The organism is Streptomyces sp. NPDC052023 (assembly GCF_044548465.1).
Classification (GTDB): Bacteria; Actinomycetota; Actinomycetes; order Streptomycetales; family Streptomycetaceae; genus Streptomyces.
The window spans coordinates 418926-444905 of record NZ_JBIUBW010000005.1 but is presented as its reverse complement, the minus strand read 5'-3'; the positions used below and the strand labels follow the sequence as shown (position 1 = coordinate 444905).

The window sequence follows — 25980 nt, the reverse complement described above, 5'->3', positions numbered from 1 at the left end:
AGGTGGTCCCGCATGGCTCTGTTCGACCTCCCCCTCGACGAGCTCCGTGAGTACCGCGGTGCCGCCACCGAACCCGAGGACTTCGACGCCTTCTGGTCCAAGACCCTGCAGGAGGCTCGCGAGCACGAGCTGGACGCCCGGTTCGAGCCGGTGGACACGGACCTGGCCACCGTGCAGGTGTTCGATGTGACGTTCGCCGGGTTCGGCGGGCACCCGGTGAAGGGCTGGCTGCTGCTGCCGGCCGCCGCGACGCGGCCGCTGCCGCTGGTGGTCGAGTTCGTCGGGTACGGGGGCGGACGGGGGCTGCCGCACGAGCATCTGCTGTGGGCGTCCACGGGCCGCGCGCACTTCGTGATGGACACCCGGGGCCAGGGCAGCGCCTGGGGTGGCGGTGGCGGCACCCCGGACCCGGTCGGCGGCGCACCGGCGTACCCCGGTTTCATGACCCGTGGCATCGACGCGCCCGAGAACTACTACTACCGCCGGGTGTTCACGGACGCCGTGCGCGCCGTCGAGGCCGCCCGCTCGCATCCGCTGACCGACCCGGCGAGGACGGTCGCGCTCGGCGCCAGCCAGGGCGGCGGCATCACCCTCGCCGTCGGCGGCCTGGTCCCCGACCTGGTGGCGGTGGCGCCCGACGTGCCGTTCCTGTGCGACTTCCCCCGCGCCACCACACTGACGGACCGTCACCCCTACCGGGAGATCGGCCTCTACCTCAAGACGCACCGCGGCCGGGCGCGGGACGCGCTGCGCACGCTGTCCTACTTCGACGGTGTGCACTTCGCCGCCCGCGGCCGCGCCCCTGCCCTGTTCTCGACGGCGCTGGAGGACCAGACGTGCCCGCCGTCGACCGTCTTCGCGGCGTTCAACGCCTGGGCGCACGAGGAGAAGGCCATCGAGGTGTACGACTTCAACGACCACGAGGGTGGCGGCCCGTTCCACAGCGCCGCCAGGATGCGCTGGCTGCGGTCGTACGCCTGAGCGGCAGAAGGGGTGGGGACGGTGGAGACACGTCAGGCCGCCGAGCGGTTCGTCCGGGTGTGGGAGCGGGGCTGGGCCGGGCACGACGTGGACGCGCTGCTCGCGCTGTACGCCGAGGAGTGCGTCCACCGCTCCATGCCGTTTCGCGAGCCGCATCGCGGGCGTGCCGAACTGGGTGCCTATCTGCGCTGGTCGTTCGCGCGGGAGCGGGTGACCGACGTGCGCTTCGCGCCGCCGGTCGTGGGCCAGGACGGGGTGGCCGTCGCCGAGTTCCGGGTGCTGTCCGAGGAGGGCGGCAGGCCCGCCACCCTCGCCGGCTGTGTCTTCGTCCGGTTCGGCGCCGACGGGCTGGCGATCGAGACACGGGACTACTGGCACACCGCCGACGGCCACCAGGAGCCGGCCGGCGCGCTGTTCTTCGGCTGACCCCGAGCAGCTGACCTCGCTCGCCCTCCGAGCCGGCGGCCTTCCGCGCCGTCCGACCAGTCGGTACGTTCATGGAGTCCCGGTCCGCAGGGTCGTGGACCGGGGGTTCCACGGACCACGGAGGCTGCATGTCCGAGCGCGAGCCACAGATCGACGGCCACTGCGACCCCCGCTTCACGGCGGTGCGTGCGGCGTTCGAGGAGAACTTCCGGGAGCGGCAGGAGCTCGGAGCGGCAGTCACCGTCACGGTCGACGGCGTGACCGTCGCCGATCTGTGGGGAGGCTGGGCCGACCAGGCCCGCACCCGTCCCTGGGAGCGCGACACGCTCGTCAACGTGTGGTCGACGTCCAAGGGCCCGGTGGCACTGTGCGCGCACATCCTCGCCGACCGGGGGCTGCTGGACCTGGACGCGCCCGTGGCCGTCCACTGGCCGGAGTTCGCCGCGGCGGGCAAGGAGAAGGTCCTCGTACGGCACCTGCTCTCCCACCGGGCCGGCCTGTCCGGCCTGCGCGAACCGCACGCCTTCGCCGAGCTGTGCGACTGGGAGGTGACGACCCGCCGGCTCGCGGCGACGGAACCCTGGTGGGAACCGGGGACGCGGTCGGGGTACCACGCGCTGACGTACGGCCACCTGGTCGGGGAGGTCGTGCGCCGGGTCTCGGGACTGCGGCCCGGCGCGTTCCTGGCGCGGGAGGTGACCGGGCCGCTCGGCATCGACTTCGCCATCGGGCTGCCGGAGACGGACGCCGTTCGGGCGGCGGAGCTGACGCACCGGCGGTCCGCCACGGGCGGCGAACAGGCGGCGCTCTCCGGCCGGCTGCCGCCCGCCGCGCTGGCCGCCCTGGCCAACCCCGTGGTGGGCGCGGCCGAGGCCAACACGCCCATGTGGCGGGCCGCCGAGATCCCCGCCGCCAACGGCCACGGCACCGCGCGGGCGGTGGCCGCCCTGTACGGGATATTCGCGGGCCTGGGGACGTACGCCGGCCGTCGCGTCCTCTCCCCCGAGGCGGCCGAGCGGGTGCGTGAGGGGCAGGGCAGCTGCCACGACCTGGTGCTGGGCGCCGGGTTCCGGAGGGAGACCGAGATCGGCCTCGGCCTGTGGCTCAGCGGCCCGCACGGCTCGTACGGGCCCAACCCGCGCGCCGTGGGGCACGACGGATTCGGCGGGTCCGCCGGACTCGCCGACCCGGAGGCGGGCGTGTCGCTCGGATATGTGATGAACCGCATGGGACCGCACATCGCCGACGACCCCCGGAAGATGGCGCTGGTGGACGCCGTGTACGACGCCCTCTGACGGCCCCGCGCGCCTCCCGCGGCCACTTTCCGCCCCGGTCTGTTTCGGCCGAACCGCCGGACCGCTCTTCCCTAGTGGTTTAGACCAATGCTAATTCTGGTGGCGCAATGAGCCCGCACGGCTACGGCACGTCACCAACAGGAGGGCGCGGCATGGCCCGCACCACCCCGCACGACCGTCCGCACACCGACGAACAGCCCCTGTACTGGCGGATCGCGACGGAACTGCTCGGCGAACTACGCGACGGCACGATCCCGCCCGGCGAACGGCTGCCGGGCGAACGACAGCTGGCCGAGCACTTCCGGGTCAGCAGAGAGACCGTACGGCAGGCGCTGGAGGTGCTGCGCCGGGACGGACTGGTCGCCACCGACCGGCGCGGCAGCCACGCCACCCTGTGCGGCCCGCCGGTCGAGCACCCGACCTCGCTGGCCTTCCCGCTCGGCGTCCGGCGCGGCCCCGAGGAGCGCGCCGTCGACCGGGCGACCGTCACCTGGGAGACACCCCCGCCCGCGCACGCGACGGCCCTCCGGCTCGCCCCGCACCGGCCCACGCTGATGCATCACTACCGCTCCGCCTCCGCCGACGGGCGTGGTCTGCGCAGCGCCGTCAGCTCCTTCTCGGCCGTGGCCCTGGCCGAAGTGGAGGAGCTGGGCCGCTACCGTGACCGCGCCGACGGCGCCGCCGCGGCCCAGCTGCGCCGCACCTACGACTGGATGCGCAAGGCGGGACTGACCCTGCACCACCGCGACGCCATCACCCGCCTCCCCGACAGCCCCTCGGTCCGGGTGACCCGTCTGGTGCACGACCAGCACGAGCGGCCATTGGAGTTCACCGAACTCGTCGTGGACGCCCAACGCGACGCTCTGGTCTACGAGTTCACCCTTCCGGCAGCGGTCTGAGCCCCGGCAGCGGGCCAGGCCCCTCCAGGGGTCGGGTCCTCACCCCAGGCGCCGGGCAACGACCATCCGCACCCGCGGGCTTCCGTCCCGCCGCTGCCCGAATTCGGGCAGCGGGTGCAGCTCCACCCGGAACCCGGCGCCTTCCAGTGTCCGCAGCAGCAGCCCGAACCGTAGCGCCCGGTAGTACATGACGAAGGGCGGCCGCCACACGGCGTTGCGCACCCGCATCACCAGGTCGAAGCCCAGCAGCATGCAGTGCGCGAGGGAGCCGGTGCGGGGCGGGGCCACGACCGGGAACGCGAAGCACCCGCCCGGCCGCAGCACGGAGCGCACCTCGGCGAACAGTCCCGGCAGCTCGCGCGGCAGGAAGTGCCCGAACGCCCCGAAACTCACCGCCAGGTCGAAGGCGGAACGGAACGGCAGGGCCCGGGCGTCCGCCCGCACCCAGGACACCCGGGGCACGCCGGACGGGACACGCGCCCGCGCGACCGCCAGCATGCCCGCGCTGAAGTCGACCCCCGTGACGCTCCCCGCGCAGACGTCCCGCAGCACGTCCGCGCCCGCGCCCGTACCGCAGCACACGTCGAGTCCGTCCTCGAACGGCCCGATCCGCCGCAGCGCCTCCGCGACGGCGTCGAGCACCGAGTCCGGCGTACGGAAGGGCGTGTGATCGAACTTCGGTGCGAGCAGGTCGTAGCCGCGCTCGACCGACGACAGCGCCTGGACGACGAGTTCACGAAGGCTGGGGCCTTGGGGGCTGAACATCGGCCTCAGCTTAGCCCTGTCCCCGAGAGACGGACATCACGCACCGATCCCGTGGTAGGTGGTAGGGTGTCGGCAGCACTTGTGTACGCCCCGTTGTGGCGCCGGTGCCAGTTCCTTCCTCAGCCCACGCATCACCGCCGTTCCCGGCGGGTGCAGCGGCTTTTCCCCGCACCCCCTCGTTCGCGGATCCGTCCGCGCGTCACCGAGGTGCGGCTCCCGCCGCCCCGCAGGCCTGTACCTGCGCCTGGCCCGCGGCTCCTCCCCCTCCCCTCCTCATGGCCTCATGCCCGCCTGCGCCCGCAGGCCTCCGAGTCCTCGAAAGGACCGACTCCATGACCACCACACTCGACAACTCTCCCGGCCGGCTCGAGGCCCGGGCGGCTCAGGTCGTCACCGGCGTCCTCGACATCGACGCGGGCGGCAAGGGGCATCTGCGCGGCCTCGACTGCCTGCCCACGCCGTCCGATCCCCTGCTCCCGGCCGGCCTGATCCGCGAACACGGGTTGCGCAAGGGCGACCTGGTCGAAGCCGTACGCGGCTCCCGGCACGCCCTGACCGCCGTCGAGCGCGTGGGCGGCCACGCGCCCGGACAGCTCCGGGGCCGTCGCCACTTCCGCGACCTCACGCCCCTCCACCCCCGCGAGCGGATCCGCCTCGAACACCCGGCGGGCGCCCTGACGGGACGCGTCGCCGATCTGATCTCCCCCGTCGGCAAGGGGCAGCGCGGGCTGATCGTGGCCCCGCCCAAGACCGGCAAGACCGTCCTGCTCCAGCACCTCGCCGCCGCCGTCGCCGGCAACCACCCCGAGTGCCGGCTGATGGTCGTGCTGCTCGACGAGCGCCCCGAGGAGGTCACCGACATGCGGCGCTCGGTGCGGGGCGAGGTCTACGCCTCGGCCTTCGACCGGACTCCCCGGCAGCACATCGCCCTCGCCGAACTGGTCGTGGAGCGAGCCAAGCGGCTCGTCGAGGCCGGTGAGGACGTCGTGATCCTGCTCGACTCACTGACCCGGCTGTGCCGGGCGCACAACAACGCGGCGGGCTCCGGCGGCCGTACTCTCTCCGGCGGTGTGGACGCGGCCGCGCTGCAGGGACCCAAGCGCTTCTTCGGCGCCGCACGGGCGGCCGAGGAGGGCGGTTCGCTGACCATCCTGGCCACCGCCCTGGTCGAGACCGGCTCGCGGGCCGACGACTTCTTCTTCGAGGAGCTCAAGAGCACCGGGAACATGGAGCTCCGGCTGAGCCGCGAGCTCGCCTCGCGCCGCGTCTTCCCCGCCGTCGACGTCACCGGCTCCGGTACCCGCCGCGAGGAAGTGTTGCTGTCTCCGGCCGAGTTGACCGCCGTGCAGGGCCTGCGCCGGGCGCTGTCGACCCGGGAGGGCGAGACCGGTCTGGAGACGCTGCTGGAGCGGATGCGGCAGACCCCGGACAACGCGACGTTCCTGCGCCGGATCCAGCCGACGCTGCCGGCCGGCTAGCCGGCTCGGGCCCGCCGGGAAGGCGCCACGCCGGGCGCACGTGTGGCATCCGGGTGCACGCCGGCACCGCTCGGCCCGGCCAGCACCGTTCGAGGCCGGTCCGTTTCTAGGTTGATCATATGACGATCGGATTCGCTTTCCGGGTGGCCGTGTCGACCTGCGGTCTCTGCCTGGCCGGTGCCCTGACCTTCGCGCCTGTCGCCGCCGCCCGTGCCGGGGCGGACCCCGGAGCACCGGGCGGGCCGCGCGGAACGGCACCGGTGCCGGCCGTGCTGTACCGCCCCGGCACGCAGGTGCGGCCGCGCTCCGGCGCGCCGCGGGTTCCGGACGTCTCCGCCCTGTCATGGCTGGTGGCCGACGCCCGCACCGGCGAGGTGCTGGCCGCGCGGGACGCGCACCGCAGGCTGCCGCCCGCCAGCACCCTCAAGACCCTGTTCGCCCTCACCGTGCTGCCCGTGCTGCCCGGCGGCATCCAGCACCGCGTCACCTACGGCGAGCTGGCGGATGTCGGGGAGGGCAGCAGCCTCGTCGGCGTCAGCGAGGGCCACTCGTACCGCGTCTCGGACCTGTGGCGCGGGGTGTTCCTCAACTCGGGCAACGACGCCGTGCACGTGCTGGCCGGGCTGAACGGCGGCTGGGACGTCACCTCGCGCCAGATGGAGGCCAAGGCCAGGGTCCTGGGCGCCCGCGACACACGGGTCCTGTCGCCCGACGGATACGACGCGGACGGCCAGGTGTCCTCGGCGTACGACCTGGCCGTCTTCGGCCGGGAGGGACTGCGCAACACCGAGTTCGCCCGGTACTGCGCCACCCTCGAGGCCAAGTTCCCCGGTGCGGACGGCTGGGCGTACGACATCCGCAACACCAACCGGCTGCTGACCGGCGACGACGGCGTGGACCGCTACCCGGGCCTGATCGGCATCAAGAACGGCTACACCAGCGGGGCCGGACACACCCTCGTCGCCGCCGCCCGGCGGGACGGGCGCACCCTCGTGGTGACGGTGATGAACCCTCAGACGGACGGCCCCTTCGACGTCTACGAGGAGGCCCGGTCGCTGCTCGACTGGGGCTTCGCGGCCGCCGGCCGGGTGGACCCGGTCGGTTCGCTGGACGCCTTCCGCAGCAGGCCGCGTTCCGGCCCCGAGACCGCGCCCGCTCCGGTGGCCGCGCTCGTCACCGCGGAGCCCGGGCCCGGCTGGCCCGAGACGGCGGCGATCGCGGCGGCCGCCTGTCTCGGGGCGGCCGCCGTCGCGCTGGTCCTGCGGCTCAAGGTCTTCCACATCGAGGACTGACCCACCGGCAGCCCCAGCAGCAGCCCGAGGGTGATCCAGGCGTACAGGTTGCTGCCGAGGAACCCGTCGATCCCGGAGGCGTCGTCGAACCAGAGCCACACCACGCTGGTGCACATCGCCGCGTACAGCACGGCGGCCACCCGCGGCTGCCCGGCGCGGACCAGCAGCACGAAGGCCGGCAGCAGCCAGACGAGATGGTGCACCCAGGTGATCGGGCTGATCAGACAGGCCGTCAGGGCGGTGAGGGCGAAGGCGGCATACCAGTCGCCGGCCGCCGCGGCCCTGCGGGCCCGCCACGCCCACACGCCGAGCACCAGCAGCACGGTGACCGCCCAGACCGCGCGGCTGTCGACCTCCAGCCGGGCCAGGATGCCCTGCAAGGACTGGTTGGAGACGTAGTCCAGCCGGCCCACCCGGGTGGTGTCCCACATGGCGTGTGTCCAGTAGAACCGCGAACCCTCCGGGGTCACCGCGGCCGCGAGTCCCGTCGCCCCCACGGCCACACCCGTCGCGACACCGGCTGCTCGCCTGCGTCCGGCGAGCAGCAGCAGGCCGATGAAGAGGGCGGGCGTGAGCTTGACGGCCGCCGCGAGGCCGACGCCGATGCCGGCCCAGCGGCCCCGCCCGGTGGCGAGGAGCCAGGCGTCGACCAGGACGAGGGCCAGCAGCAGGACGTTGACCTGCCCGAAGCTGAAGGTGTCGCGCAGCGGTTCGTACAGCGCGAGGGCGCAGGCGGCCAGGGCACACCCATACCAGCCGTGGCGGCGCCAGGCCCGGCCGGTCAGCACACGCATCGACACGGCCAGGGCGGCGAGGTTGAGCAGCAGGGCGATCACGATCGCGGTGCGCATTCCGACCAGGGCCATGGGCAGCATGACGACGGCGGCGAACGGCGGGTAGGTGAAGCCGTACATCGTGCCCGGCACCCGGTAGTCGTAGAGCCGGCCGCCGTCATGGATCCAGTGGTGGATGGCGCCGTGGTAGACGCGCAGGTCGAACCAGTCGCGCAGGAGCGGCACGGTCGCGGTGAACACGGTCAGGGCGGTGGCCAGGACCAGCACGAGCAGCAGCCGCCCGCGGTCGGTGCGGGGTGTTCTCATGCCGTCCGCCCCAAAACCGGGGCCTGCGCGGCCTGGTGGGCCTGCCACAGCACGACCACGGCGAGTACGCCGCCGGAGACGGCCAGCATCAGCTGCCCGAGGTCGGCCGGTCCGCCGCTCGGCATGACACCGAGCGCGAGCACACAGGTGACCGCCGCGACCCGGTGCCGTACCGAGGTGTCGGGCGCGGCGGCGGCGATGAGGAACAGCCCCCACAGCGCGTACCAGGGCCGGATCGCCGGGCCGAAGGCGGCCACCGCGGCCAGACTGAGGCCGAGGGCGTACACCGGGCGGGGGCGCAGCCGTACCCATATGACGAGCAACGCGACGGCGGTGATCACCAGGCCGATCGTGTGCCAGACGGGCACGGCGAGCGGGGCGAGGTCGCTGCCGAGCCGCTCCAGCAGGGCGCCGGTGGCGCGGCCGAGCAGGCTGGTCAGGGCCCAGTTGTGCGGTGAGACGGGGGTGTTCAGTGCGGCGATCCACCCGTATCCCGTACCGGCGACGGCGGTCGCGGCGACCGTCGTCGCGGCCGCCGCGGCAGCGGTCGTCAGCACCGCCCGCACGACGCCCCGGCCCGCGCGCATCTGGAGGACGACGATCGCGGCGAGCCCGAGCACGGCGGGCGCCTTGACAAGGGCGGCGAGCGTGACGAGGACCGCGCCCAGGACCGGCCAGCGGCCCAGCGCCGCGACCAGGCCCACGCCGAGCAGGCCGAGCATCATCGCGTCGTTGTGCGCCCCGGCCACCAGGTGCAGCAGCACCAGCGGATTGAGGGCACCGAGCCACAGGGCGGCGGCCGGGTCGGCGCCGCTGTGCCGGGCGAGGCGGGGCAGCGCCGCCGCCATCAGGGCCACACCCAGCAGCGCCAGCAGCCGCATGCCCATGAGGCCGGCGGGGATCTCGCCCCGGGTCAGGGCGGACAGCGCGGAGGCGGCGGCGAGGAACACCGGGCCGTAGGGGGCGGCCGTGTGCTGCCACACCGGGGACACCTCGTCGGCGAGCGGGCCGCCGAGCTGGGAGGGGCCGTGCGCGTACACGTCGATCTGCGCGTCGACCATGGCGCCCTGGGCGAGGTAGCTGTAGACGTCCCGGCTGAACAGCGGCGGGGCCAGCAGCAACGGGGCCGCCCAGACGGCGAGGACCAGCAGCAGCGAGCGCGGTGTGGGCGGTTCGGGGCCGCGGAGCAGCCGGCCGAGCAGCGCCCAGGCCGCTATCAGCAGGACGACGCCGAAGTAGGCGCCGACCAGCCCGAGCGCGGCGCCGGCCGAGGACGGCGACAGCAGCTCGCGGACCGGGAGGGCTCCGGCCGTCTCACCGCCCAGCGCGAGAAAGGCGGTACCGGCCAGACCGAGCATCTGGCAGCGGCGGAGATCGACGGAGGAAGCCATGGCCAACACTCGGTCAGGGTGTCAACGCCGGGTGGCCGGCAAACGACGCGCCGCCCTCGCGCGGTTAACCTGCGCATGACCTCCATGTGATCAGAAGACCGACAGTCCGGTGAGCGTCGTGAAACGGTCCAGGGCAGCGACCCCGGCCACCGAGTTGCCGCGCTCGCCGAGCCCCGGGCTCCACACGCACAACGTGCAGCGGCCCGGTACCACCGCGACAATTCCTCCGCCGACGCCGCTCTTGCCGGGCAGACGGACGCGGTACGCGAAGTCGCCCGCCGCGTCGTACGCCCCGCAGGTCAGCATCACCGCGTCGGCCTGCTCGGCCTGGCTGCGGCTGAGGCTTGTCGATTCCCTGGTGACGGACTGCGTGGAGAACGGCTCGCGCCACTCCGCCACGCCCTGCACCGTGCCGTCCAGCTCCGCGACGGCCATGCCGAAGCGGCGTGGGTCGCGGGCGGCCGGCGCCGGGATGAGTCGGCGGGCCGGCCGCTGCCGGGAGCGTGCTCGATCTCCTGGGCGATGCGCTCCAGAACCGGTCGGAAGCTCAGCGACGACCTCATGATCACCAGTGTGCCTGCCGCCCCTGGCCTGCCGCGCGTCCGCGGGTCAGACGGTGGCCGAGCCGCTGCCCGCGAGAACCTCCGGCTTCAGCAGCGCCGCGAGCCGCTCGGCCGGCAGCAGTCCCTTCTCCAGCACGAGTTCGGCGACACCCCGGCCGGTGACCAGGGCCTCCTTGGCGATGTCGGTGGCCGCCGTGTATCCGATGTGCGGGTTGAGGGCGGTGACCAGGCCGATCGAGTTCTCGACGCTCGCGCGCAGCACCTCGGTGTTGGCGGTGATGCCGTCCACACAGCGCACGGCGAGGGTGAGGCAGGCGCTGCGCAGATGCGTGATGCTCTCGGACAGGGAGTGCAGGATGATCGGCTCGAAGGCGTTGAGCTGGAGCTGTCCGGCCTCGGCCGCCATGGTGATGGTGACGTCGTTGCCGATGACCTCGAAGGCGACCTGGTTGACGACCTCGGGGATCACCGGGTTGACCTTGCCCGGCATGATGCTGGAACCGGCCTGCACCGGCGGCAGGTTGATCTCGCCGAGGCCCGCGCGCGGCCCGGACGAGAGCAGGCGCAGGTCGTTGCAGCTCTTCGAGAGCTTGACGGCGATCCGCTTGAGCACGCCGGACATCTGCACGAACGCGCCGCAGTCCTGGGTGGCCTCGACCAGGTTGGCGGCGGTCACCAGCGGCAGGCCGGTGAGGGCGGCGAGATGGCGGCGGGAGGCCTCGGCGTATCCGGCGGGGGCGTTCAGGCCGGTGCCGATCGCCGTGGCGCCCAGGTTGATCTCGTGGATCAGCTCGACTGCCTCGGCGAGCCGGCTGCGGTCCTCGTCCAGCATGACGGCGTACGCGGAGAACTCCTGACCGAGCGTCATCGGCACCGCGTCCTGCAACTGCGTACGGCCCATCTTGAGCACGTCGCGGAACTCGGCGGCCTTGCGGGCGAAGGCGTCCTGGAGCACGGTCATCGCCTCGAGCAGCCCACGGACCGCGAAGACCGTCGCCACCTTGACGGCGGTCGGATAGACGTCGTTGGTCGACTGACCGAGGTTGACGTCCTCGTTGGGATGCAGGTGCCCGTACTCGCCCCTGGCGTGGCCGAGCAGTTCCAGCGCCCGGTTGGCGACGACCTCGTTGGCGTTCATGTTGGTCGAGGTGCCGGCGCCGCCCTGGACGACGTCCACGACGAACTGGTCGTGCAGCTTGCCGGCCCGGATCTCCCGGCAGGCGGCGACGATGGCGGCGGCCTTGTCCGGGGCGAGCAGGCCGAGTTCCTCGTTGGCGAGGGCGGCGGCCTCCTTGACGGCGGCGAGGGCGTCGATGAGGTGCGGGTAGGCGGAGATCGGCGTGCCGGTGATGGGGAAGTTCTCCGTGGCGCGCAGCGTGTGGATGCCCCAGTACGCCTCGGCGGGGACATCGCGGTCTCCGAGCAGATCGTGCTCGCTGCGGGTGGCGGCGGTCATGGGTGTGCGGGTCCTCTTTCCTGGAACTCTGCTGACGGGGGAATGACATGAACGCCCCCGGAGGGAACGCCCCCTAAGGGGACGCTCCGGCGGGAATGGCCTCGGGACACGAGGAACTGCGCGACGAGCGACCGCCGACCCGCGCCCGAGGACGACCGGAGCCGCCGCGCAGGGCGGCGGCCGGCTGTCAGGCGGAGACCGGAAGCGTCAGCGGATCCAGCGCGCGCACCGGTCGCACCGCACCCACCGGCTTCCCGCCGCCCAGCACCGGTTCGCCCGCGAACTCGGCGAGCAGGGCCGGGTCGACGCCGGCGCGGGCCAGCGCGGCCGCGGTGACCGGGACCCGGGCCCGGTTCGCGCCGTCGGCGATCTTCACGGCGAGCGCCCGGCCGTCGGGCAGCGCGGCGACCTGGACGCCCTCGAAGCCGTCCTTGGCGAGCAGCCCGGGCACGGCCCGCATCAGCGCGGCAACGTCCCGGCCGGAGCCGGAGGCCATCTCGGCGTGCTCGCGCATCGCGTCGGCGACGCGCGCCTCGGGGGTGCCGGGCCCGGCGGTGACGATCCGGGCGGCGGCACGGGCCAGGCCGTGCAGGGACACGGAGAACAGGGGTGCGCCGCAGCCGTCCACGGTCACCTGGGCGACGCGCTGACCGGTGAGGTTCTCGACGGCCCCGGCGATGGCCTGCTGCAGGGGGTGCGCGGGGTCGAGGTAGTCGTCGAGGGACCAGCCGTTCAGCTTGGCCGTCCAGAGCATGGCGGCGTGCTTGCCGGAGCAGTTCTGGGCGAGCCGGGAGGGCATCCGGCCCTCGCGTACCCAGGCGTCCCGGACCACCGGGTCGAACGGCATGTCGGGGACGTTGCGCAGGTCGCTCTCGGCGAGTCCGGCGGCCTCCAGGATGCGGCGGGTGCCGGCCAGGTGGCGCTCCTCGCCGGAGTGGCTCGCGGCGGCGAGGGAGAGCAGTTCGCCGTCGAGCGGCAGCCCGGCGCGCACCATGGCCGCCGCCTGCAGGGGCTTGAGCGCCGAGCGGGGGTAGAACGCCGCCTCGATGTCGCCCAGCTGGAACTCGACCTCGCCGTCCGCGCCGAGGACGACGACGGAGCCGTAGTGGATGCCCTCGACGACGCCGGCGCGTATCAGGTGGGCGACGGGGGCGTGGCGGGGCTCTCGGACGAGGGGGGCGTCCGCGACGGAGCTGCTGTACATCACTGCCTGGTTCACTGGGGGCACTGCCTCGTTCACTGGGGGGCCGGGGGCGTCCGAGGTGCGGGTCACGCGTCGGATCCGCCTTGTGTGGGGATGTCCGCCCGTGCGGGGCGCACGATGGCGGTGAGGGTGGTCTCGACCCGGTCGAGGTGGTGGGACATGGCGTCGACAGCGTCCTGCTCGGATCCCTCGGTCAGCGCCTCGACGATCGCCCGGTGCTCACGGTTGGACTGCTCACGGCGTCCGCCCAGTTCGTTGAGGAACGCGGACTGGCGGGCCAGCGCGTCCCGGATCTCCTCGATGACCCTGCGGAAGACCGGGTTCTGCGCGGCCTCGGCCACGGCCAGGTGGAAGAGGGTGTCCATCGCGACCCACGCCGTGGTGTCCGTCTCCCGCTCCATCCGGTCCAGGAGGTGGTTCAGCCGGTCCAGGTTCTCGGGGGCACGGCGCAGCGCCGCGTAACCGGCGACGGGGATCTCCACGTGCCGGCGCACCTCCAGCAGGTCGCTCGCCGAGTAGTCGCCGAAGGTCGGGTCCTCGACGCTGGTGGCGACGACGAAGGTGCCCTTGCCGGTCTTGGCCACGGTCAGCCCCATGGTCTGCAGGGCGCGCAGGGCCTCCCGCAGCACGGGCCGGGAGACTTCGAGCGTGCGGCAGAGCTCCGCCTCGGAGGGCAGCTTGTCGCCGATCGCGTACTCGCCGCGCTCGATGGCGCCGCGGAGGTGGGTGAGCACCGCTTCCATCGCGCTGACGCGCCGCGGGCCACCCCACCTGTCTGGCTGTCTGACAGGTTCACGGGAGTGATACTCCGGCCGGGCCCGGGGTGGTGTCAAGCGGCGGGAGTACTCGGAGGTACTGCCGGAGGCACCGCAAACCGGTGGGCCCCCCTTTCCCGCAGTGGGGTTACCACTACCCCGCTGCGGGGGCATACGGCATTCTGCCGCCGGAAGGCGGTACCCATACTGAAGCGCATGGCCAATCCAACGATGCTTCCCGGCAATGCGTCCACGGGCGTGGACGAACGCCGACGGCAAAAGGGAAGCGAATTCTCGGAACTGTCTCGCCGTATAACCGAAGCCGGACTGCTGCGGCGACGGCCGCTGTATTACACCGTGCGTTTCGGCGCAGTGGCCCTCGCTCTTGCGGGAGGCATCGGGGCATTTCTCGTACTCGGGGACAGCTGGAGCCAGCTGATCGTCGCCGCTTTCCTGGCGGCGGTCTTCGGCCAGCTCGGGCTGGCCGCCCACGACCTCGCCCACCGGCAGGTGTTCTCCCGCCGCCGGCCCAGCGAGGCCGGCGGTCTGCTGGTCGCCGATCTCCTGCTCGGCATGAGCTACGGGTGGTGGATGAACAAGCACACCCGGCACCATGCGAACCCCAATCACGAGGGAAAGGACCCGGACGTCTCCCCCGACATTCTGGTGTGGTCACGGCGGCAGGCACGAAAGGCGAAGGGACTTCCCCGTTTCATCGGGAAACACCAGGCCACGCTCTTCTTTCCGTTGCTCACACTGGAAGGCCTGAATCTGAGCTTCAGCGGCTTCAAGGCGCTGCGCAATCCGTCGGTGAAACGACCTGTTCTTGAAGGAAGTCTGCTCGTCGCCCATTTCGCCGTGTACTTCGGAGCCCTGTTCACGGTGCTTTCCCCCGCCAAGGCGCTCGTCTTCGTCGCCGTCCACCAGGGCCTGTTCGGGATCTGTCTCGGCTCGGTGTTCGCGCCCAACCACAAGGGGATGCCGATGATCGAGGAGGGGACGCGGCTGGACTTCCTGCGCCGCCAGGTCCTCACCTCCCGCAACGTCCGGGGCGGCGCCCTGACCGACGTCTTCATGGGTGGCCTCAACTACCAGATCGAACACCACCTCTTCCCCAGCATGCCGACGCCCGCGTTGCGCCAGGCACAGATCATCACCGAGCGGTACTGCGCCGAGCTGGGCATCCCGTACCACCAGACCGGGCTGCTCGCCTCGCACCGGGAGGCTCTGCGCCACCTCAGGAACGTCGGGGAGCCGCTGCGCGGGGCCGGTCGCTGACACGTCGGCGGAGGGTGGGGCGAGCCGAGCGGGGGTGAGGGTCCAGGAGCGAAAGGGTGGCCGGTCCGCGACTGCCACGCCCTACGACCACACCGCCTCGGCGATCCACGCCCCCGCGAACGCCGCGCCGAGACCCACGCCCACACTGCCCACGACATTGGCGGCGGCGTACAGCTTCGCCCCCGTCTCGGCCAGCCCCAGGGTCTCGTACGAGAACGTCGAGTAGGTGGTCAGGGCCCCGCACAGACCGGTGCCGAGCAGCAGAAGCAGCGGGGAGCCGGCGGCGCCGGCGGCTACCGCGCCGGTCAGCAGGCCGAGGGCCGCGCAACCGACGACGTTCACGATGAAGGTGCCCCACGGGAAGACGGAGTCGTGCCGGGACCGCACCGCCCGGTCGGTGAGGTAGCGGAGCGGGGCGCCGACCATGGCGCCGGCCACGACCAGCAGCCAGTTCACCGGGCCCTCCCGTCCTTCGTGCGGGTGGCGTCGCCGGTGCAGGTGGGTGGCGTCATCGCTGCCTCCATGCCAGGAAACGGCGGGTCGCGCGCGCCGCGCCCCAGACGGCGGCGAGCGCCGCGAGGACGGTCGCGGCCAGGTAGGCCATCGCGGGGCCCGGGTGGCCGGTGCCGACCAGGCCCTGGATGTCGACCGCGTATGTCGAGAAGGTGGTGAAGCCGCCGAGCACGCCGGTGCCGAAGAAGGGGCGGAGCAGGCGGTGCGGGACCCACAGTTCGGTGACCAGCACCATGAACACGCCGATCACCGCGCAGCCGCCGGCGTTGACCCAGAAGGTCGCCCAGGGAAAGCCGCCCGGCTGCGCGGGCCACCACAGGGAGGCGGCGTACCGGGCCGTCGCACCGATCGCACCGCCGACGGCGACCACCGCGACCACGGGCACCTGGCCGCCCCGGCAGGACCACCGTGACGGACGCCGGGACGGGGAGAGGTTCTCGGTCTCCGGGGCTGTCATGGCCGTACGTCTCCTACTCGCCCGGGGCCCGCGCCCCATGGGCAGCTGCCCTCGCGAATAGGGACCGTCGGCGGCACCGGCGCCGCGGTTCGGGTACGGCGGGCCCCACCGCCGCGCCGCGGGATCGCGGCCGGAGGCCAGGCTAACGCCGGGGCCGCGCCGGCGTCACCTCGGCGCCGGTGCCTCGCAGACCGCGACGCCACGCTCCCGGACGCTGCCCAGGATCAGCCGGCCGCCCGCTTCGCACACGCTGGTGATCATGCGGAAGCCGGAGCGGTGGTGGGTGAAGTGATGGACGACGTCGCCATCCTCGCCGACCGCCAGAACCCCGCCGGCGGCCGGTGGACGGACGGGGACCCGCACGGCTGCCCGGGCGGCGGCGCGGCGTACCGCGCGAGGGGCGCGGTGCAGCAGGTTCAGGGCGGGTACGCGGGGACCGGCCAGCGCGACCAGGAAGGGGCCGTCGGGGCCGCCCCGCCAGATGTTGTCGGGCATGCCCGGCAGATCCTCCGCGAAGGGTTCGTGCCGTCCGGCGCGGGGGCCCGTCAGCCAGTAGCGGGTGAGGCGGCACGCGCTGGTCTCGGCGACGACCAGGAACGAACCGTCCCGGCTCGCGACGAGGCCGTTCGCGAACTGCAGCGAATCCAGCAGCACTTCGGGCCGGTCACTGCCCGGCTCCAGGCGCAACAACCGGCCTGTGCCGGTCCGTTCGACCACCTCTCCGATCCAGTGCCGCAGCGGATAGCGGCGGCTGGAGACGGTGAAGCAGACGCTGCCGTCGGGCAGGGCGACCGCGTTGCTGCAGAACCGCAGCGGCTCCCCCGCCACCGAGTCCGCGAGGACACGGACGGTGCCGTCGGCGAGGTCGGCGCGCAGCAGTCCGCGTTCGGCGTCGCAGACCAACAGGGCGCCGTCCGGGAGGAGTTCGAGGCCGAGTGGGCGGCCGCCGGTCTCGGTGACGGTCCTGACCCGGGTCGTCGCCGCCTCGGCCAGACCGTCCAGACGCAGGATGCGGCCGTCCTCGACCCCGGTCAGGACACGGCCCTCGGCATCGGCGACGACGTCCTCGGGGCCACGCGCGCCTACGTCGACGTAACGAAGGGGCACGAGCGGCGTGGGGGTCTGCATGGGCGGTCGCCCTTCGCTGCCGGAGGCGGGATCTCCCGGTGGTTACCCGCTGCGTCCCCTCCCCTACCAGCCCTTCTCGAACATCCGCGCCACCTCGGCGATACGGACCTCGTCACGGCGGTAGTAGGTGCGGCACCGGACGCGCTTGGCGCGCAGCATGCCGAGGTCGGTGAGGAGGGTGAGGTGGGTCTGGGCCACCGTGCGGCGGACGCCGAGCTTCGCGGCGACGGCGCGGGCGGACACCCCGTCCCTGGCGAGGTCGGTGTGCCGTTGGCGTGGGAAGTGGGCGACCGGATCCTTCAGCCACTCCAGGATGCGCAGGCGAGTGTCGCCGGCGGGAGTCCCCAGCATCGCGTCCCCCTTGTTCCGGACCCTCTACGTGGCGTTTTTCCCACTGTGACGCCGGGCAAGCGGCCGCGCCCGGGACGCCGCCGGACTTGACCGGATCGAACGGGCCTTCGCCTCAATGTCGCGGAATGCCACGGCCACCGGCGGACGGCCGGCGAAGGGGCCCGGCCGAAGCACCGACGGACTCTCCGGCCGAGAAGGACGCGCCGCACATCGGCGCGGACGGCCGGCAAGAGCGCCCGGCCGAACCACCGACGGCTACACGGCCGACAGGAACGGCGCGCCGAACAGCGACGCGGCCGGCCGCGGAACACCGCGGGCTACCGAAGCACCGGCGGACGGCCGACGGGCGACCCTGTCGCGCACCGGCGGACGCCCGGCGCAAGAACCCCGGCCGAACACGGGCGAACCAGCCAGGCCGAACCACCGTCGGACGGCCGGCGGAAGCACCCAGCCGTAACCCGGCAACGGCCGGCAAGAGTGCCCCAGCCGCACACCGGCGATCGCCCGGCGCAAGAACCCCGGCCGCATCACCGCCGGGCGGCCGAAGGAAGCGCCCGGACGGAATCGAGCGACGGCCGGCAGGAGGGTCCGGGCGAGCAGCGGCGGGCGGCCGGAGAGGGGGCCGGTGACGGAGATCCTGTCGGCAATGCCGACGCGGCGAGTGCCTGGCGCGGGTCGGTCAGGATCGGAGAAGCCACCCGACCGCACCGCGCCCTAGCGTGTGACCACCGGCGGAAACGACCGCCGGACCGACCCACACGGAGGAGTACGCCATGACCGCCGGCCTGCAGACGATCATCTACCCCGTCAAGGACCTCGACCGCGCGAAGGCCCTGTTCAGCGCACTGCTGGGCGTGGAGCCGCACACGGATCAGCCCTACTACGCCGGTTTCCGGGACGCCGAGCAGGAGATCGGGCTCGACCCCAACGGCCACGCGCAGGGTCTTCAGGGCCCGGTCCCGTTCTGGCACGTGGCCGACATCCGGGCCACCCTCGCGGCGCTGGTGGCCGCGGGCGCCGAGACGGTGCAGGACGTACGGGATGTCGGGGCCGGCCGGCTGATCGCCTCGGTGAAGGACGCGGACGGCAACTTCATCGGCGTGCTTCAGGACCCGACCGGCTGAACTCCACGCCGGGTTCCGCACAGGTGCACACGCACTAGTTGCATCTTCAATAATGGGCGGCCACGGTGTTACCGTGCGGACATGGCGGCGAACACGGTCCACACCGGTCTGGAGCAGCGGTGGCGCGACATCCTGTCGGTGCACGCCCGCACAATGTGGGAGATCGACCGCGTGCTCCATCCGCACGGGCTCGGCGCGAGCGACTTCGAGGTGCTGGACATCCTCGTGGCCGAGGCGCCGGAAGAAGGCGACCACTGCCGGGTGCAGAACCTCTCGGGCAAGGTGCACCTCAGCCAGAGTGCCCTGTCCCGCCTCATCGGCCGGCTGGAGAAGGACGGCCTGGTCGAGCGATCCGTCTGCCCCGAGGACCGGCGGGGCGTGTGGGTCTCGTTGACCGGCAAGGGCCGCGCCCTGCACGCCGAGGTGCTGCCCCTGCAGCGGGCGGCGCTGGAGCGGATGCTGACCGGCTGAGCCGGACGGGGTCCGCGTCCCCCTGATGGCGGGCCACCGCTGGGGTACCTGGTCGTGACGGACCCCGAGCCCCGGGAAGGCTGCCCACACCGGGCCACCGCACACGAGAGGTGCCGAACATGACCGACCCCGAACCGACCGCGCTCACGCTGCTGAGGGAGCGGGCCGACAGCGGTGACCCCGACGCGATCGACGAGCTGGTCGAACTCGCCGCCGAACGGGGCGACCTGGACGAGCTGCGCCGCCTCGCCGACCGGGGCAGCAGCACCGCGACCGACCAGCTGATCGAGCTCGCCACCGAGCAGGGCGACCTGGACGAGCTGCGCCGCCTGGCCGACGCGGGCAACACCACCGCCGCCGACCAGCTCCTGGAGCTCACCACCGAGTGACGGTCCCGGAAGTTCACAGCACGAACTCGGCCCCGTCCGGAAGAACCTCGGCACCCACCTCCGCGGCCTGTGCGCAGGTGGTGTCGAGCAACGGGCCGACGTGATCGAGACGGGTCGGGACGATGCGGAGCCCCGGCGGCGGGGAGAGGGCGGTCGCGGCCTCGCCGGCCACCGGGCAGCAGCTGCCGTCCAGCAGCGCGCGGTCGGCCCCCGCGAGCAGTTCGTCCAGTTCCGGGCCCGGGGCGGCCAGCCGGGGAGCGTAGACAAGGACGCCGCCGGTCGCCAGATCCTCGATGCGGTACGCCAGAACCCAGCTCTCGCCGGCGGGACGCCGCGGCAGATACGACGGCGCCGACGTCCCGACGGGGTGCGCGGTGACGACCAGGCCGCCCGAGAGCACGAACCCGCCCGCGGTGAGGCTGTCGCACCACTCCCAGGGCTCGTACCGGTCGACCATGGCGCGGGCGGGCGTGAGCGCGGCAAGGACCGGCGGCGCGGCGTAGACCTTCAGGCCCGGCTCTCCGCGCAGCTCGGTCAGTCCGGATACGTGTTCGGGTTCGGCGTCCGTGAGCAGCACCCCCCGCAGCGGCGCGGGCCCGGTGCCGGGCGCCGGCCACAGCGCGGAGGTGGCGGCGAGCTGGTTGCGGATGTCCGGCGAGGCGTTGAGCAGCCACCAGTCGCGGGAGTTGCCCGTGACGGCCGCCGCCTCCTGGCTGCGGGCGGGCAGCTTGCCGTCACGGGCGGCGGCGCACGGCGCGCAGCCGCAGTTCCACCGCGGGAAGCCGCCTTCGGCCGCGGTGCCGAGCAGGACGACCCTCAAGACGACCCCCGACGCTCTTCGCTGCGGATCCTTCCGCTGGGGTCTTCCCACCGCGCGGGGCGTTGACCACCCGGCGCGGGGCAGAAATCAGGCCGACCTCGGTATGCGTCGGCGGGGCGGACCCCGCGTGACGTGGGCGTTCACCCGAGGTGAACGCCCAGGCTCAGTGCTGCGGCCGCGCCAGCAGGGTGCGCACCCCGTCCGAGGTGAGCGTCAGGCCGTGCGACGAACTGCCGTCGATGGTGAGGGACAGGTCGTCGGACGGCCACTGCGAGGCGAGGGCGCCGAGCGGCACGAGCCGGTAGCGGGACACGAACGGCAGCAGCTCCGCCATCTCCAGCTCGGAGGTGAAGACGGGCACCACCGGTCGTCCGTCCGGTTCCTCCAGCACGGGCAGCGCCACCGCTCCCGGGTCGGCGGCCTCCTCCTCGGCGTCGTCCGGCACGGGGATCAGCACCTCGCTGCTCGCGAGCGTGTCCAGCGCCGCCTCGTCCTCGGTGTTCACGACGAGCGCGTCGAGCGCCCGCTGGGCCGGTGTGGGGGTCGGGTCGTTCGCGGGTGTCTCCATGGCGGATTCCCTGATCGTGGGGTTCGGGGGGCCCGCCCGGGCCAAGATCGGTCTCCGGTGCGGCCCTCGACGCGTACCCCGGCGGAGCGCGGGCCATGCCCCGCCGTGGCGGGCAATCCCCGGGAGGGCCGAGCCGCCCTGACCCTGCGTGCCGGACCGGCTGCGCTCCGGATCGACGCAGCCCACGAAGGAGGCGGGCCTGCCCGGCCGGTACTCGGCGCGGGTCCGGCTCCCCCGTGGTCAGGGAGATCGCGCGTGGCCCGGGTGAGCCCTCTCCACTGTGTAGGCCTCGTCGCCGAGGATCACCGGCCCGGCGGGATCCGCCGGGCGTGAGCGCTGATCATGTGCGGGGAGCGGAGAGGGCCGTCGGGGCCGCGCCGCATGACGTGCCGGCCGCGGGTGACCGGAGGGCCACCCGTCCGGCCCGGGTGCCGCGGCTCTACCGCTTGGGGTCGTCTCCTGTCGCTCCACCGGCTCGGCCGGCTCCGTAATCGAGCTGCTGCGCGGTCCTGATCAGCGCGGCGAGCGGGTCACTCGAAGGAGTGCGCGGCACCACCCGGATACCGAGGGTTCTCCTCACCCGGAGACGGACCAGCCATCGCGTGACCGTGATCCCTGCCAACCGTCCTCCCCTTTCCACCACTTCGGGGACACCGACGCCCGGCGGCGCCGTGCGCCAGGGTAATTCGCCAGGGCCCGCCACCCTTTCCACTACGTAGAAATATCCACCAGCACGGGCACGGCGAATCCAATCAGACCACCGGAAATTCGCACAAGATGCGTGTTATTCGCACATATGTGCGTGGTGTCGGGGGCGGGAACAGCCGGTGCGTGTACCGGACGTACAGCGGCCCCGCCGGAACTGCCCGGCGGGGCCTGCGTGGGGTCTGCTGTCGTCAGCCGCTGTGGACGCCGACCTCGTACAGCGAGTAGCCCCAGTCGGTGGCGCGGTCCACACCCTGGACACGGACGTACCGGGCGGGTGTCGGGGTGAACCGCGCGGTGTCCAGCCCGCCGTCACCCGCGCTGGTGGACCAGGCGGTCTTCCAGTTCACACCGTCTGTGGAGAGCTCGACGCGGTACGAAGTCCCGTACGCCCGCTCCCAGTCGAGCGTGACGCGACCGACCAGGTTCGTGGCACCCAGGTCGATCCGCAGCCACTGGGCGTCACTCCAGTCGCTGGCCCAGCGGGTGTCCCGGGTGCCGTCCACGGCCCGGCCGGGTGCGTAGCTGGTGAACGGGTTCCACTCGGCCGAACTGGCGGTGACGGAGGCGCCCGAGGCGAGATTCCGGCCCGACTGGTGCCGCTCGGAGGCCCCCCAGGTGCCGAGGTAGGACTCGGCGCCCCGGAAGAGGTCGTCGACCACATGCCGGCCGCCGACCCGCCGGATGTCCTCGATCCAGTCCGGGACGAGGCCGTAGTGCGCGGCTCCGTCGGTGTTCAGGTCCCAGGTGCGCTCCCCGGTGGTCTGACGGTCGAGGACCGAGCCGCCGTCGGCGCTGCGGAAGGGGTACTGCACCGGGTTCGGCGCGTCCGCGCCACGCGGGGCCGGCCAGCCGCCGACGCCGTTCATGTCGGTGCCGTAGGCGTAGCCCACGTCGTACTTCTCGCGGAGCGCGGCCGTGCGGTCCGCCTCCGCGACGAACCCCTCGGAGCCGTGCATGTACTGGGCGATGAAGCCGCCGAGGGAGTACACCCGCTCCGTCCAGTTGAGGTCCATCCAGCTGTGCGAGGACAGGACGCCCGGGTACGACTCCGACTCGAAGATGTCGAGCACCCGGCCGGTGGCCTTGACGCTCATGTGGTCGATCTCGAGCATCATCTTGCGTTTCATCATGCCGCGCACGGCGTACTCACCGAGTTCGGTGAGCCCGCGTACGTTGCACTGGGCGTCCGCGTTGTACGAGGGGACGTCCACGCCGGCCGGGAGCTTCTTCTCGGCCGCGGGTGCCGCCGCCCCGCCGATGGGGTTGTCGTGCTGCGGGCCGGTGCACTTCTCCGTCTTCCAGAACGTGCCGGTCGACAGGAACTGGCCGACGTTGATCGCCGTCCCGAGGGTGCCGGAGTCGAAGCGGACGCCGCAGAGGGCGTTGTCGAACTTGTGGCACAGGAACATGCTGCGCACGCCGAGGGCGTGCAGCTCGTCAAGTCCCTTGTCGATGTCCTCCTTGCTGCACTGCGCGATGTCCAGGATCTGCTTGCAGCCGAACGGCTCGGAGGTCTCCACGCCCATGACGACCGCCAGCTTGCCCTGCTCGATGACCTGGCGGGCCTGCGCGCTGTCGGTGACGACGCGGAACCAGCCCTTGCCGGGCCCGCCGTACATCTTGTCGACGTAGGCCTGGAGGTCGTACGTCAGCTTGGCCTGCAGCCTGATCGACGTCATCTCGTCGCAGCTGCGGTCCTTGAAGAAGTAGACGGAGCAGATCACGCCGTTGGTCACCAGGTCGTTGACCATGACGCGCTGGCCGCCGCGCCAGGCCCGCTCGACCCAGGCGTAGTAGTTCTGCTGGTGGGTCAGCGAGTCGTGGGCGGGCCAGTCCTTGAACGTGGGCCAGCCCACCGGGTCGTGCCTGCCGTCGCCGCCGTTGGTGATGAAGTCGAAGATGGCCAGCGAGCCGTCGGGGTAGTGCTCGGGGCAGTCCTTGAGCGCGTCGGCGACGCCGGCCTCGGAGAACGTCTTGCCGCAGATGAGCCTGCCGCCGAACGCCTCGTTGGAGAACAGGTGGTTGTGCGCGTCGACGAACCCCCGCACCTCACCCTGGGCGTCGGTGCCGGTGAACGGCTCACCGGTGACGTTGATCCCGGAGTCCGGGGCGGGTCGCGCGACGGGGTTCCACCAGTCGGTTCCCGCGGCCGAACTCGGCGCGGGGCCGAGCACTGTGGCGAGCACGAGGAGCAGCAGCGACACGACGGTGACATGTCGGCGGCGGCGGTTCGGGCTTCGTGGAGCAGGGGTCATTACCCACGTCCCTCGGTCGGCGCGATGGCACGGTCACCCGGGCCCTTCCGGGGCCGCTACTGACGGGTTGTCATCAACGGCGGGAGATATGCGTCGAGGATGGCCAGCGGTGCTTTGGACGTCAAGAGCCGTGCGTGGTGCAGCTGTTGAGCTGTAGTGGTACACCCGTGCCCCGTTCCGCGGCTGTCTCGTGACGTCTCGGCGGAACGGAGCACGGGCCGGTGTCAGGTCACGTGTCCGGGCACTCCTTCCACGCCAGGTGGTAGATGGTGCTGATGTCCCCGTCGGTCGAGTCCATCGTCATGAAGCTGGTTTCGGCGGGGTTGGAGCTGCCCGCGCCGACCCGCAGCTCGGTGTTGATGTTGAAGTTGCGCTGGACGCCGCACGGCGCCCAGACCAGCTGGGCCCAGTCCGTGGTGTCGGTGGCCTGCCAGTTGTCGTTGTAGGGGCCGCGGAAGGGGTGACTCCTGAACTCGGTGTTCGAGGAGCCCTGGAAGTAGTACGAGGCCCGCTGGACGCTGCTCGCGCCCGGCTGGAGGGAGGCGAACCCCCGGTAGTCGGCGCTGGCGACGGCGTACGTGAAGCCATGCGGCACGTGAACGACGAGGTTGAGCTGACAGTTCTTGCGGAACGCGGTCGGGTCCGAGCCGCCGCCGACCTGGGCGAGGTAGTCGCTGTAGGTGACCGTGAAGGCCGTGTTGTCCGGCGAGACGGCGACGGCTGCGGTGCCTTGCGGGCAGCCGGAGCCGTTCACGGTGGCGACCTTGATGACGATGCGGTCCGGGGGCGGGTCGACGATGCCGGTCGACGGACTCTGCGCGGGTACCGCGGTGGCGAGCAGCGCGCCGATCGCGCTGCTCATGAGCAGGCCAACAGCCATGGTTCTCCGATCTGTGCTTCTTCTTCGAGGCGCTCGCGCGGCCTCTGGGCGGGGGGTGGCACCACGATGGTTCAGTCATGAACATGTCAAGTCTGCACACGTCCATGTCGCGCCGATCGCGCTCCCGACCCGGGAGGCAGGCGCCTGTGAAGACGCTGTGAAGGCCGGGAGCGCTCGCATCGTAGGGGGCCTGGCGATCCGGCGGACAGGGCTGGATCCGGACATCCCGCCGACATGACGGGCCGACGCTCCCGCGCGGGCCGGGTGTGCGGGCGGCGAACGTTCCCGGTCCGGACCACGTCATAGCCGTAGCCTTCGAAAGGACTGCCGTCATGACGAGTGCACGCCTCGGCAACCGTGCCGTCTTCGTTCCCCTGGCCCTCACGGGCTTGATGTGCGCGGCCGCCGCCTGCGGCACGGGGACGTCGACGAAAGCGACGACGGGCGAAGTCGCGTGGGAGGAACCCTCCTCGTACACGTACACGCTCCTTTCGGCCCAAGGAGAGCGGTCGCTGATCGGCACGTTCCGTGTGACCGTCAGGGACGGTGAGGTCGCCACGGCGGCCGGCCTGGACGACAGCGGGCGCCGGGTGGTCCAGCGGAGCCCCGAGGAGGTGCCCGCCATCGGGGAACTTCTGGAACAGCTAGAAGAGGCCCGGCAGGACGACGCGGACACGGCCGAGGCACAGTACGCGGCCGACGGGCGTCCGGAGCGCATCACCCTGGACTGGGACGGGCGCGCCATCGACGACGAGGCCGTGTACGTGATCAGCGCGTACCGGCCGGCCGGCGAGGAGGAACGCGGATGACGTGAAGAGGCCGCTCCGGCCGCTACGGAGCCGGAGTCGGGCCCGTCCCCCGCAGCTGCTCGATGGTGCCGCCGAGCTTCATGCGCAACGACTCCAGCATCTCCGGCTTCGCACTCACCACCCAGCGCGATCCCACCAGGTACTTCCCCCCGTAGACGGCGGCCTCGTCGAGCCACGTCCGCTGGAAGCGCTCCTCGGGGAAGGTGGTGATGAGGTAGTCGGCCTTCGGGGTGTGACACAGGCCTTGGCGCAGTTGGTCCGCGTCGACGCGGATCTGCGCCTTGCAGCCGGTCAGGCCGGCGATCACCTCCACCTTGGCCGGCGCGACGACCCCGGCCGCCGGGGCGGCGGACACCGGCGGCGGCTCGGCGTCCCGGTCCTGCCCCCCGCCGCACGCCGTGACCAGGGGCAGCACGGCCAGACTCCCGACGACCGCCCGCCTGACCGACGGGCGGGCGGGTCCTCGGCCGCTGGATCCTCGCCGCTGCTGAGTCACTTCGCCGCTCCCTCTGCGTGCCGGTGCCGTGGGTGGTCGGACCGGGATACGGGTGGAGGGCGCGGATTGTTCAGCGAAACGCGCTCCGATCTGCGGCGGACTGACAGGCCGCGCACTTGGGTAGCTCT

General features: G+C 72.5%; 25 protein-coding genes and 2 pseudogenes. 11 read left to right on the top strand and 16 right to left on the bottom strand.

All coding sequences use genetic code 11. The annotated features are described in order from the left end of the window. Nucleotides 1-12: 12 nt before the first annotated feature. The 4 genes from ACIHCM_RS14615 (at nt 13) to ACIHCM_RS14600 (ending at nt 3601) form a co-directional block, all read left to right on the top strand. Nucleotides 13-981 carry an acetylxylan esterase gene (locus tag ACIHCM_RS14615; protein WP_399894477.1) on the top strand — a complete coding sequence of 323 codons (969 nt, stop codon included), beginning with the start codon at nt 13-15 and terminating at the stop codon, nt 979-981. A 21-nt stretch (nt 982-1002) separates the two neighbouring features. Next, a complete protein-coding gene (locus ACIHCM_RS14610) occupies nt 1003-1407 on the top strand; it encodes a nuclear transport factor 2 family protein (RefSeq protein ID WP_399894473.1) in 405 nt (134 codons plus the stop codon). Between the two features lie 128 nt (nt 1408-1535). After that, on the top strand, nt 1536-2702 hold the full coding sequence (locus ACIHCM_RS14605; RefSeq protein WP_399894470.1) for a serine hydrolase domain-containing protein: 1167 nt from the start codon (nt 1536-1538) through the stop codon (nt 2700-2702). Between the two features lie 152 nt (nt 2703-2854). Then, complete coding sequence (locus ACIHCM_RS14600; RefSeq protein ID WP_399894467.1) at nt 2855-3601, top strand: GntR family transcriptional regulator; 747 nt, start codon at nt 2855-2857, stop codon at nt 3599-3601. A gap of 39 nt (nt 3602-3640) precedes the next feature. On the opposite strand, the gene ACIHCM_RS14595 is transcribed toward ACIHCM_RS14600, so the two are convergent. Continuing rightward, complete coding sequence (locus ACIHCM_RS14595) at nt 3641-4366, bottom strand: class I SAM-dependent methyltransferase (protein WP_399894464.1); 726 nt, start codon at nt 4364-4366, stop codon at nt 3641-3643. 332 nt (nt 4367-4698) lie between these two features. On the opposite strand from ACIHCM_RS14595, the gene rho reads away from it, so the two are divergent. Then, nucleotides 4699-5844, top strand: a complete 1146-nt coding sequence (rho, locus tag ACIHCM_RS14590) for a transcription termination factor Rho (protein WP_399894461.1) — start codon at nt 4699-4701, stop codon at nt 5842-5844. Nucleotides 5845-5963: 119 nt separating this feature from the next. After that, nucleotides 5964-6800, top strand: a pseudogene (locus tag ACIHCM_RS14585) (D-alanyl-D-alanine carboxypeptidase family protein); the annotation flags it as partial. A gap of 80 nt (nt 6801-6880) precedes the next feature. Here ACIHCM_RS14585 and ACIHCM_RS14580 read toward each other — a convergent pair. From ACIHCM_RS14580 to ACIHCM_RS14555, 6 genes and pseudogenes are all read right to left on the bottom strand, one after another. Continuing rightward, nucleotides 6881-8236 carry a glycosyltransferase family 87 protein gene (locus ACIHCM_RS14580; protein WP_399894458.1) on the bottom strand — a complete coding sequence of 452 codons (1356 nt, stop codon included), beginning with the start codon at nt 8234-8236 and terminating at the stop codon, nt 6881-6883. Further along, nucleotides 8233-9627: a polyprenol phosphomannose-dependent alpha 1,6 mannosyltransferase MptB gene (mptB, locus tag ACIHCM_RS14575; RefSeq protein ID WP_399894454.1), complete on the bottom strand. Its 1395-nt coding sequence runs from the start codon at nt 9625-9627 to the stop codon at nt 8233-8235. The genes ACIHCM_RS14580 and mptB overlap by 4 nt, the downstream gene beginning before the upstream one ends. Nucleotides 9628-9717: 90 nt before the next feature. Continuing rightward, nucleotides 9718-10190 (bottom strand): annotated as a pseudogene (locus ACIHCM_RS14570) (glutaminase). A gap of 46 nt (nt 10191-10236) precedes the next feature. Next, nucleotides 10237-11646 carry an aspartate ammonia-lyase gene (gene aspA, locus ACIHCM_RS14565; protein WP_399894451.1) on the bottom strand — a complete coding sequence of 470 codons (1410 nt, stop codon included), beginning with the start codon at nt 11644-11646 and terminating at the stop codon, nt 10237-10239. Between the two features lie 187 nt (nt 11647-11833). Then, on the bottom strand, nt 11834-12850 hold the full coding sequence (locus ACIHCM_RS14560; protein WP_399894448.1) for an asparaginase: 1017 nt from the start codon (nt 12848-12850) through the stop codon (nt 11834-11836). A gap of 65 nt (nt 12851-12915) precedes the next feature. Beyond that, a complete protein-coding gene (locus tag ACIHCM_RS14555) occupies nt 12916-13593 on the bottom strand; it encodes a FadR/GntR family transcriptional regulator (protein ID WP_399894445.1) in 678 nt (225 codons plus the stop codon). 228 nt (nt 13594-13821) lie between these two features. Between ACIHCM_RS14555 and ACIHCM_RS14550 the strand changes: the two genes are divergently transcribed. Further along, nucleotides 13822-14883: a fatty acid desaturase family protein gene (locus tag ACIHCM_RS14550; RefSeq protein WP_399894441.1), complete on the top strand. Its 1062-nt coding sequence runs from the start codon at nt 13822-13824 to the stop codon at nt 14881-14883. An 81-nt stretch (nt 14884-14964) separates the two neighbouring features. Here the strand turns inward: ACIHCM_RS14550 and ACIHCM_RS14545 are convergent, their stop codons facing one another. From ACIHCM_RS14545 to ACIHCM_RS14530, 4 genes are all read right to left on the bottom strand, one after another. Further along, nucleotides 14965-15339, bottom strand: coding sequence for a fluoride efflux transporter FluC (locus ACIHCM_RS14545; protein ID WP_399894437.1), 375 nt, complete (start codon nt 15337-15339; stop codon nt 14965-14967). 52 nt (nt 15340-15391) lie between these two features. Beyond that, the gene (locus ACIHCM_RS14540) at nt 15392-15853 is read right to left on the bottom strand and encodes a fluoride efflux transporter FluC (protein WP_399894434.1); all 462 of its coding nucleotides are present in this window, start codon (nt 15851-15853) and stop codon (nt 15392-15394) included. Between the two features lie 165 nt (nt 15854-16018). Next, a complete protein-coding gene (locus ACIHCM_RS14535) occupies nt 16019-16981 on the bottom strand; it encodes an SMP-30/gluconolactonase/LRE family protein (protein ID WP_399894431.1) in 963 nt (320 codons plus the stop codon). Between the two features lie 63 nt (nt 16982-17044). Next, the gene (locus tag ACIHCM_RS14530; protein ID WP_399894428.1) at nt 17045-17332 is read right to left on the bottom strand and encodes an ArsR family transcriptional regulator; all 288 of its coding nucleotides are present in this window, start codon (nt 17330-17332) and stop codon (nt 17045-17047) included. 773 nt (nt 17333-18105) lie between these two features. On the opposite strand from ACIHCM_RS14530, the gene ACIHCM_RS14525 reads away from it, so the two are divergent. From ACIHCM_RS14525 to ACIHCM_RS14515, 3 genes are all read left to right on the top strand, one after another. Beyond that, nucleotides 18106-18456: a VOC family protein gene (locus ACIHCM_RS14525; RefSeq protein ID WP_399894425.1), complete on the top strand. Its 351-nt coding sequence runs from the start codon at nt 18106-18108 to the stop codon at nt 18454-18456. A gap of 81 nt (nt 18457-18537) precedes the next feature. Next, on the top strand, nt 18538-18927 hold the full coding sequence (locus ACIHCM_RS14520) for a MarR family winged helix-turn-helix transcriptional regulator (protein ID WP_399894423.1): 390 nt from the start codon (nt 18538-18540) through the stop codon (nt 18925-18927). 119 nt (nt 18928-19046) lie between these two features. Then, nucleotides 19047-19316: a hypothetical protein gene (locus ACIHCM_RS14515; RefSeq protein WP_399894420.1), complete on the top strand. Its 270-nt coding sequence runs from the start codon at nt 19047-19049 to the stop codon at nt 19314-19316. 13 nt (nt 19317-19329) lie between these two features. On the opposite strand, the gene ACIHCM_RS14510 is transcribed toward ACIHCM_RS14515, so the two are convergent. The 4 genes from ACIHCM_RS14510 to ACIHCM_RS14495 all read right to left on the bottom strand — a co-directional run bounded on the left by ACIHCM_RS14510 (nt 19330) and on the right by ACIHCM_RS14495 (nt 24547). Then, entirely contained in the window at nt 19330-20136 is an 807-nt protein-coding gene (locus ACIHCM_RS14510) for an MBL fold metallo-hydrolase (protein WP_399894417.1), read from the bottom strand. A 163-nt stretch (nt 20137-20299) separates the two neighbouring features. After that, nucleotides 20300-20704 (bottom strand): SseB family protein, encoded by a 405-nt coding sequence (locus tag ACIHCM_RS14505; RefSeq protein ID WP_399894414.1) that lies wholly within the window; start codon nt 20702-20704, stop codon nt 20300-20302. 896 nt (nt 20705-21600) lie between these two features. After that, nucleotides 21601-23667: a discoidin domain-containing protein gene (locus ACIHCM_RS14500; protein WP_399894411.1), complete on the bottom strand. Its 2067-nt coding sequence runs from the start codon at nt 23665-23667 to the stop codon at nt 21601-21603. Between the two features lie 229 nt (nt 23668-23896). Then, the gene (locus ACIHCM_RS14495) at nt 23897-24547 is read right to left on the bottom strand and encodes a DUF4360 domain-containing protein (RefSeq protein ID WP_399894408.1); all 651 of its coding nucleotides are present in this window, start codon (nt 24545-24547) and stop codon (nt 23897-23899) included. A gap of 332 nt (nt 24548-24879) precedes the next feature. Here ACIHCM_RS14495 and ACIHCM_RS14490 point away from each other — a divergent pair, with 332 nt between their 5' ends. After that, nucleotides 24880-25356, top strand: a complete 477-nt coding sequence (locus tag ACIHCM_RS14490; protein WP_399894406.1) for a DUF6174 domain-containing protein — start codon at nt 24880-24882, stop codon at nt 25354-25356. A gap of 22 nt (nt 25357-25378) precedes the next feature. On the opposite strand, the gene ACIHCM_RS14485 is transcribed toward ACIHCM_RS14490, so the two are convergent. Continuing rightward, nucleotides 25379-25852: a hypothetical protein gene (locus ACIHCM_RS14485; protein ID WP_399894403.1), complete on the bottom strand. Its 474-nt coding sequence runs from the start codon at nt 25850-25852 to the stop codon at nt 25379-25381. Nucleotides 25853-25980: the final 128 nt, after the last annotated feature.

Coding starts and splice junctions, on each gene's coding strand:
- ACIHCM_RS14540 (WP_399894434.1), bottom strand. CDS start 15,853: ATGACAGCCCCGGAGACCGAGAACCTCTCCCCGTCCCGGCGTCCGTCA.
- ACIHCM_RS14615 (WP_399894477.1), top strand. CDS start 13: ATGGCTCTGTTCGACCTCCCCCTCGACGAGCTCCGTGAGTACCGCGGT.
- mptB (WP_399894454.1), bottom strand. CDS start 9,627: ATGGCTTCCTCCGTCGATCTCCGCCGCTGCCAGATGCTCGGTCTGGCC.
- ACIHCM_RS14555 (WP_399894445.1), bottom strand. CDS start 13,593: ATGGAAGCGGTGCTCACCCACCTCCGCGGCGCCATCGAGCGCGGCGAG.
- ACIHCM_RS14530 (WP_399894428.1), bottom strand. CDS start 17,332: ATGCTGGGGACTCCCGCCGGCGACACTCGCCTGCGCATCCTGGAGTGG.
- ACIHCM_RS14535 (WP_399894431.1), bottom strand. CDS start 16,981: ATGCAGACCCCCACGCCGCTCGTGCCCCTTCGTTACGTCGACGTAGGC.
- ACIHCM_RS14600 (WP_399894467.1), top strand. CDS start 2,855: ATGGCCCGCACCACCCCGCACGACCGTCCGCACACCGACGAACAGCCC.
- ACIHCM_RS14560 (WP_399894448.1), bottom strand. CDS start 12,850: ATGTACAGCAGCTCCGTCGCGGACGCCCCCCTCGTCCGAGAGCCCCGC.
- ACIHCM_RS14605 (WP_399894470.1), top strand. CDS start 1,536: ATGTCCGAGCGCGAGCCACAGATCGACGGCCACTGCGACCCCCGCTTC.
- ACIHCM_RS14520 (WP_399894423.1), top strand. CDS start 18,538: ATGGCGGCGAACACGGTCCACACCGGTCTGGAGCAGCGGTGGCGCGAC.
- ACIHCM_RS14490 (WP_399894406.1), top strand. CDS start 24,880: ATGACGAGTGCACGCCTCGGCAACCGTGCCGTCTTCGTTCCCCTGGCC.
- ACIHCM_RS14550 (WP_399894441.1), top strand. CDS start 13,822: ATGGCCAATCCAACGATGCTTCCCGGCAATGCGTCCACGGGCGTGGAC.
- ACIHCM_RS14525 (WP_399894425.1), top strand. CDS start 18,106: ATGACCGCCGGCCTGCAGACGATCATCTACCCCGTCAAGGACCTCGAC.
- ACIHCM_RS14500 (WP_399894411.1), bottom strand. CDS start 23,667: ATGACCCCTGCTCCACGAAGCCCGAACCGCCGCCGCCGACATGTCACC.
- ACIHCM_RS14495 (WP_399894408.1), bottom strand. CDS start 24,547: ATGGCTGTTGGCCTGCTCATGAGCAGCGCGATCGGCGCGCTGCTCGCC.
- ACIHCM_RS14595 (WP_399894464.1), bottom strand. CDS start 4,366: ATGTTCAGCCCCCAAGGCCCCAGCCTTCGTGAACTCGTCGTCCAGGCG.
- aspA (WP_399894451.1), bottom strand. CDS start 11,646: ATGACCGCCGCCACCCGCAGCGAGCACGATCTGCTCGGAGACCGCGAT.
- ACIHCM_RS14515 (WP_399894420.1), top strand. CDS start 19,047: ATGACCGACCCCGAACCGACCGCGCTCACGCTGCTGAGGGAGCGGGCC.
- ACIHCM_RS14505 (WP_399894414.1), bottom strand. CDS start 20,704: ATGGAGACACCCGCGAACGACCCGACCCCCACACCGGCCCAGCGGGCG.
- rho (WP_399894461.1), top strand. CDS start 4,699: ATGACCACCACACTCGACAACTCTCCCGGCCGGCTCGAGGCCCGGGCG.
- ACIHCM_RS14580 (WP_399894458.1), bottom strand. CDS start 8,236: ATGAGAACACCCCGCACCGACCGCGGGCGGCTGCTGCTCGTGCTGGTC.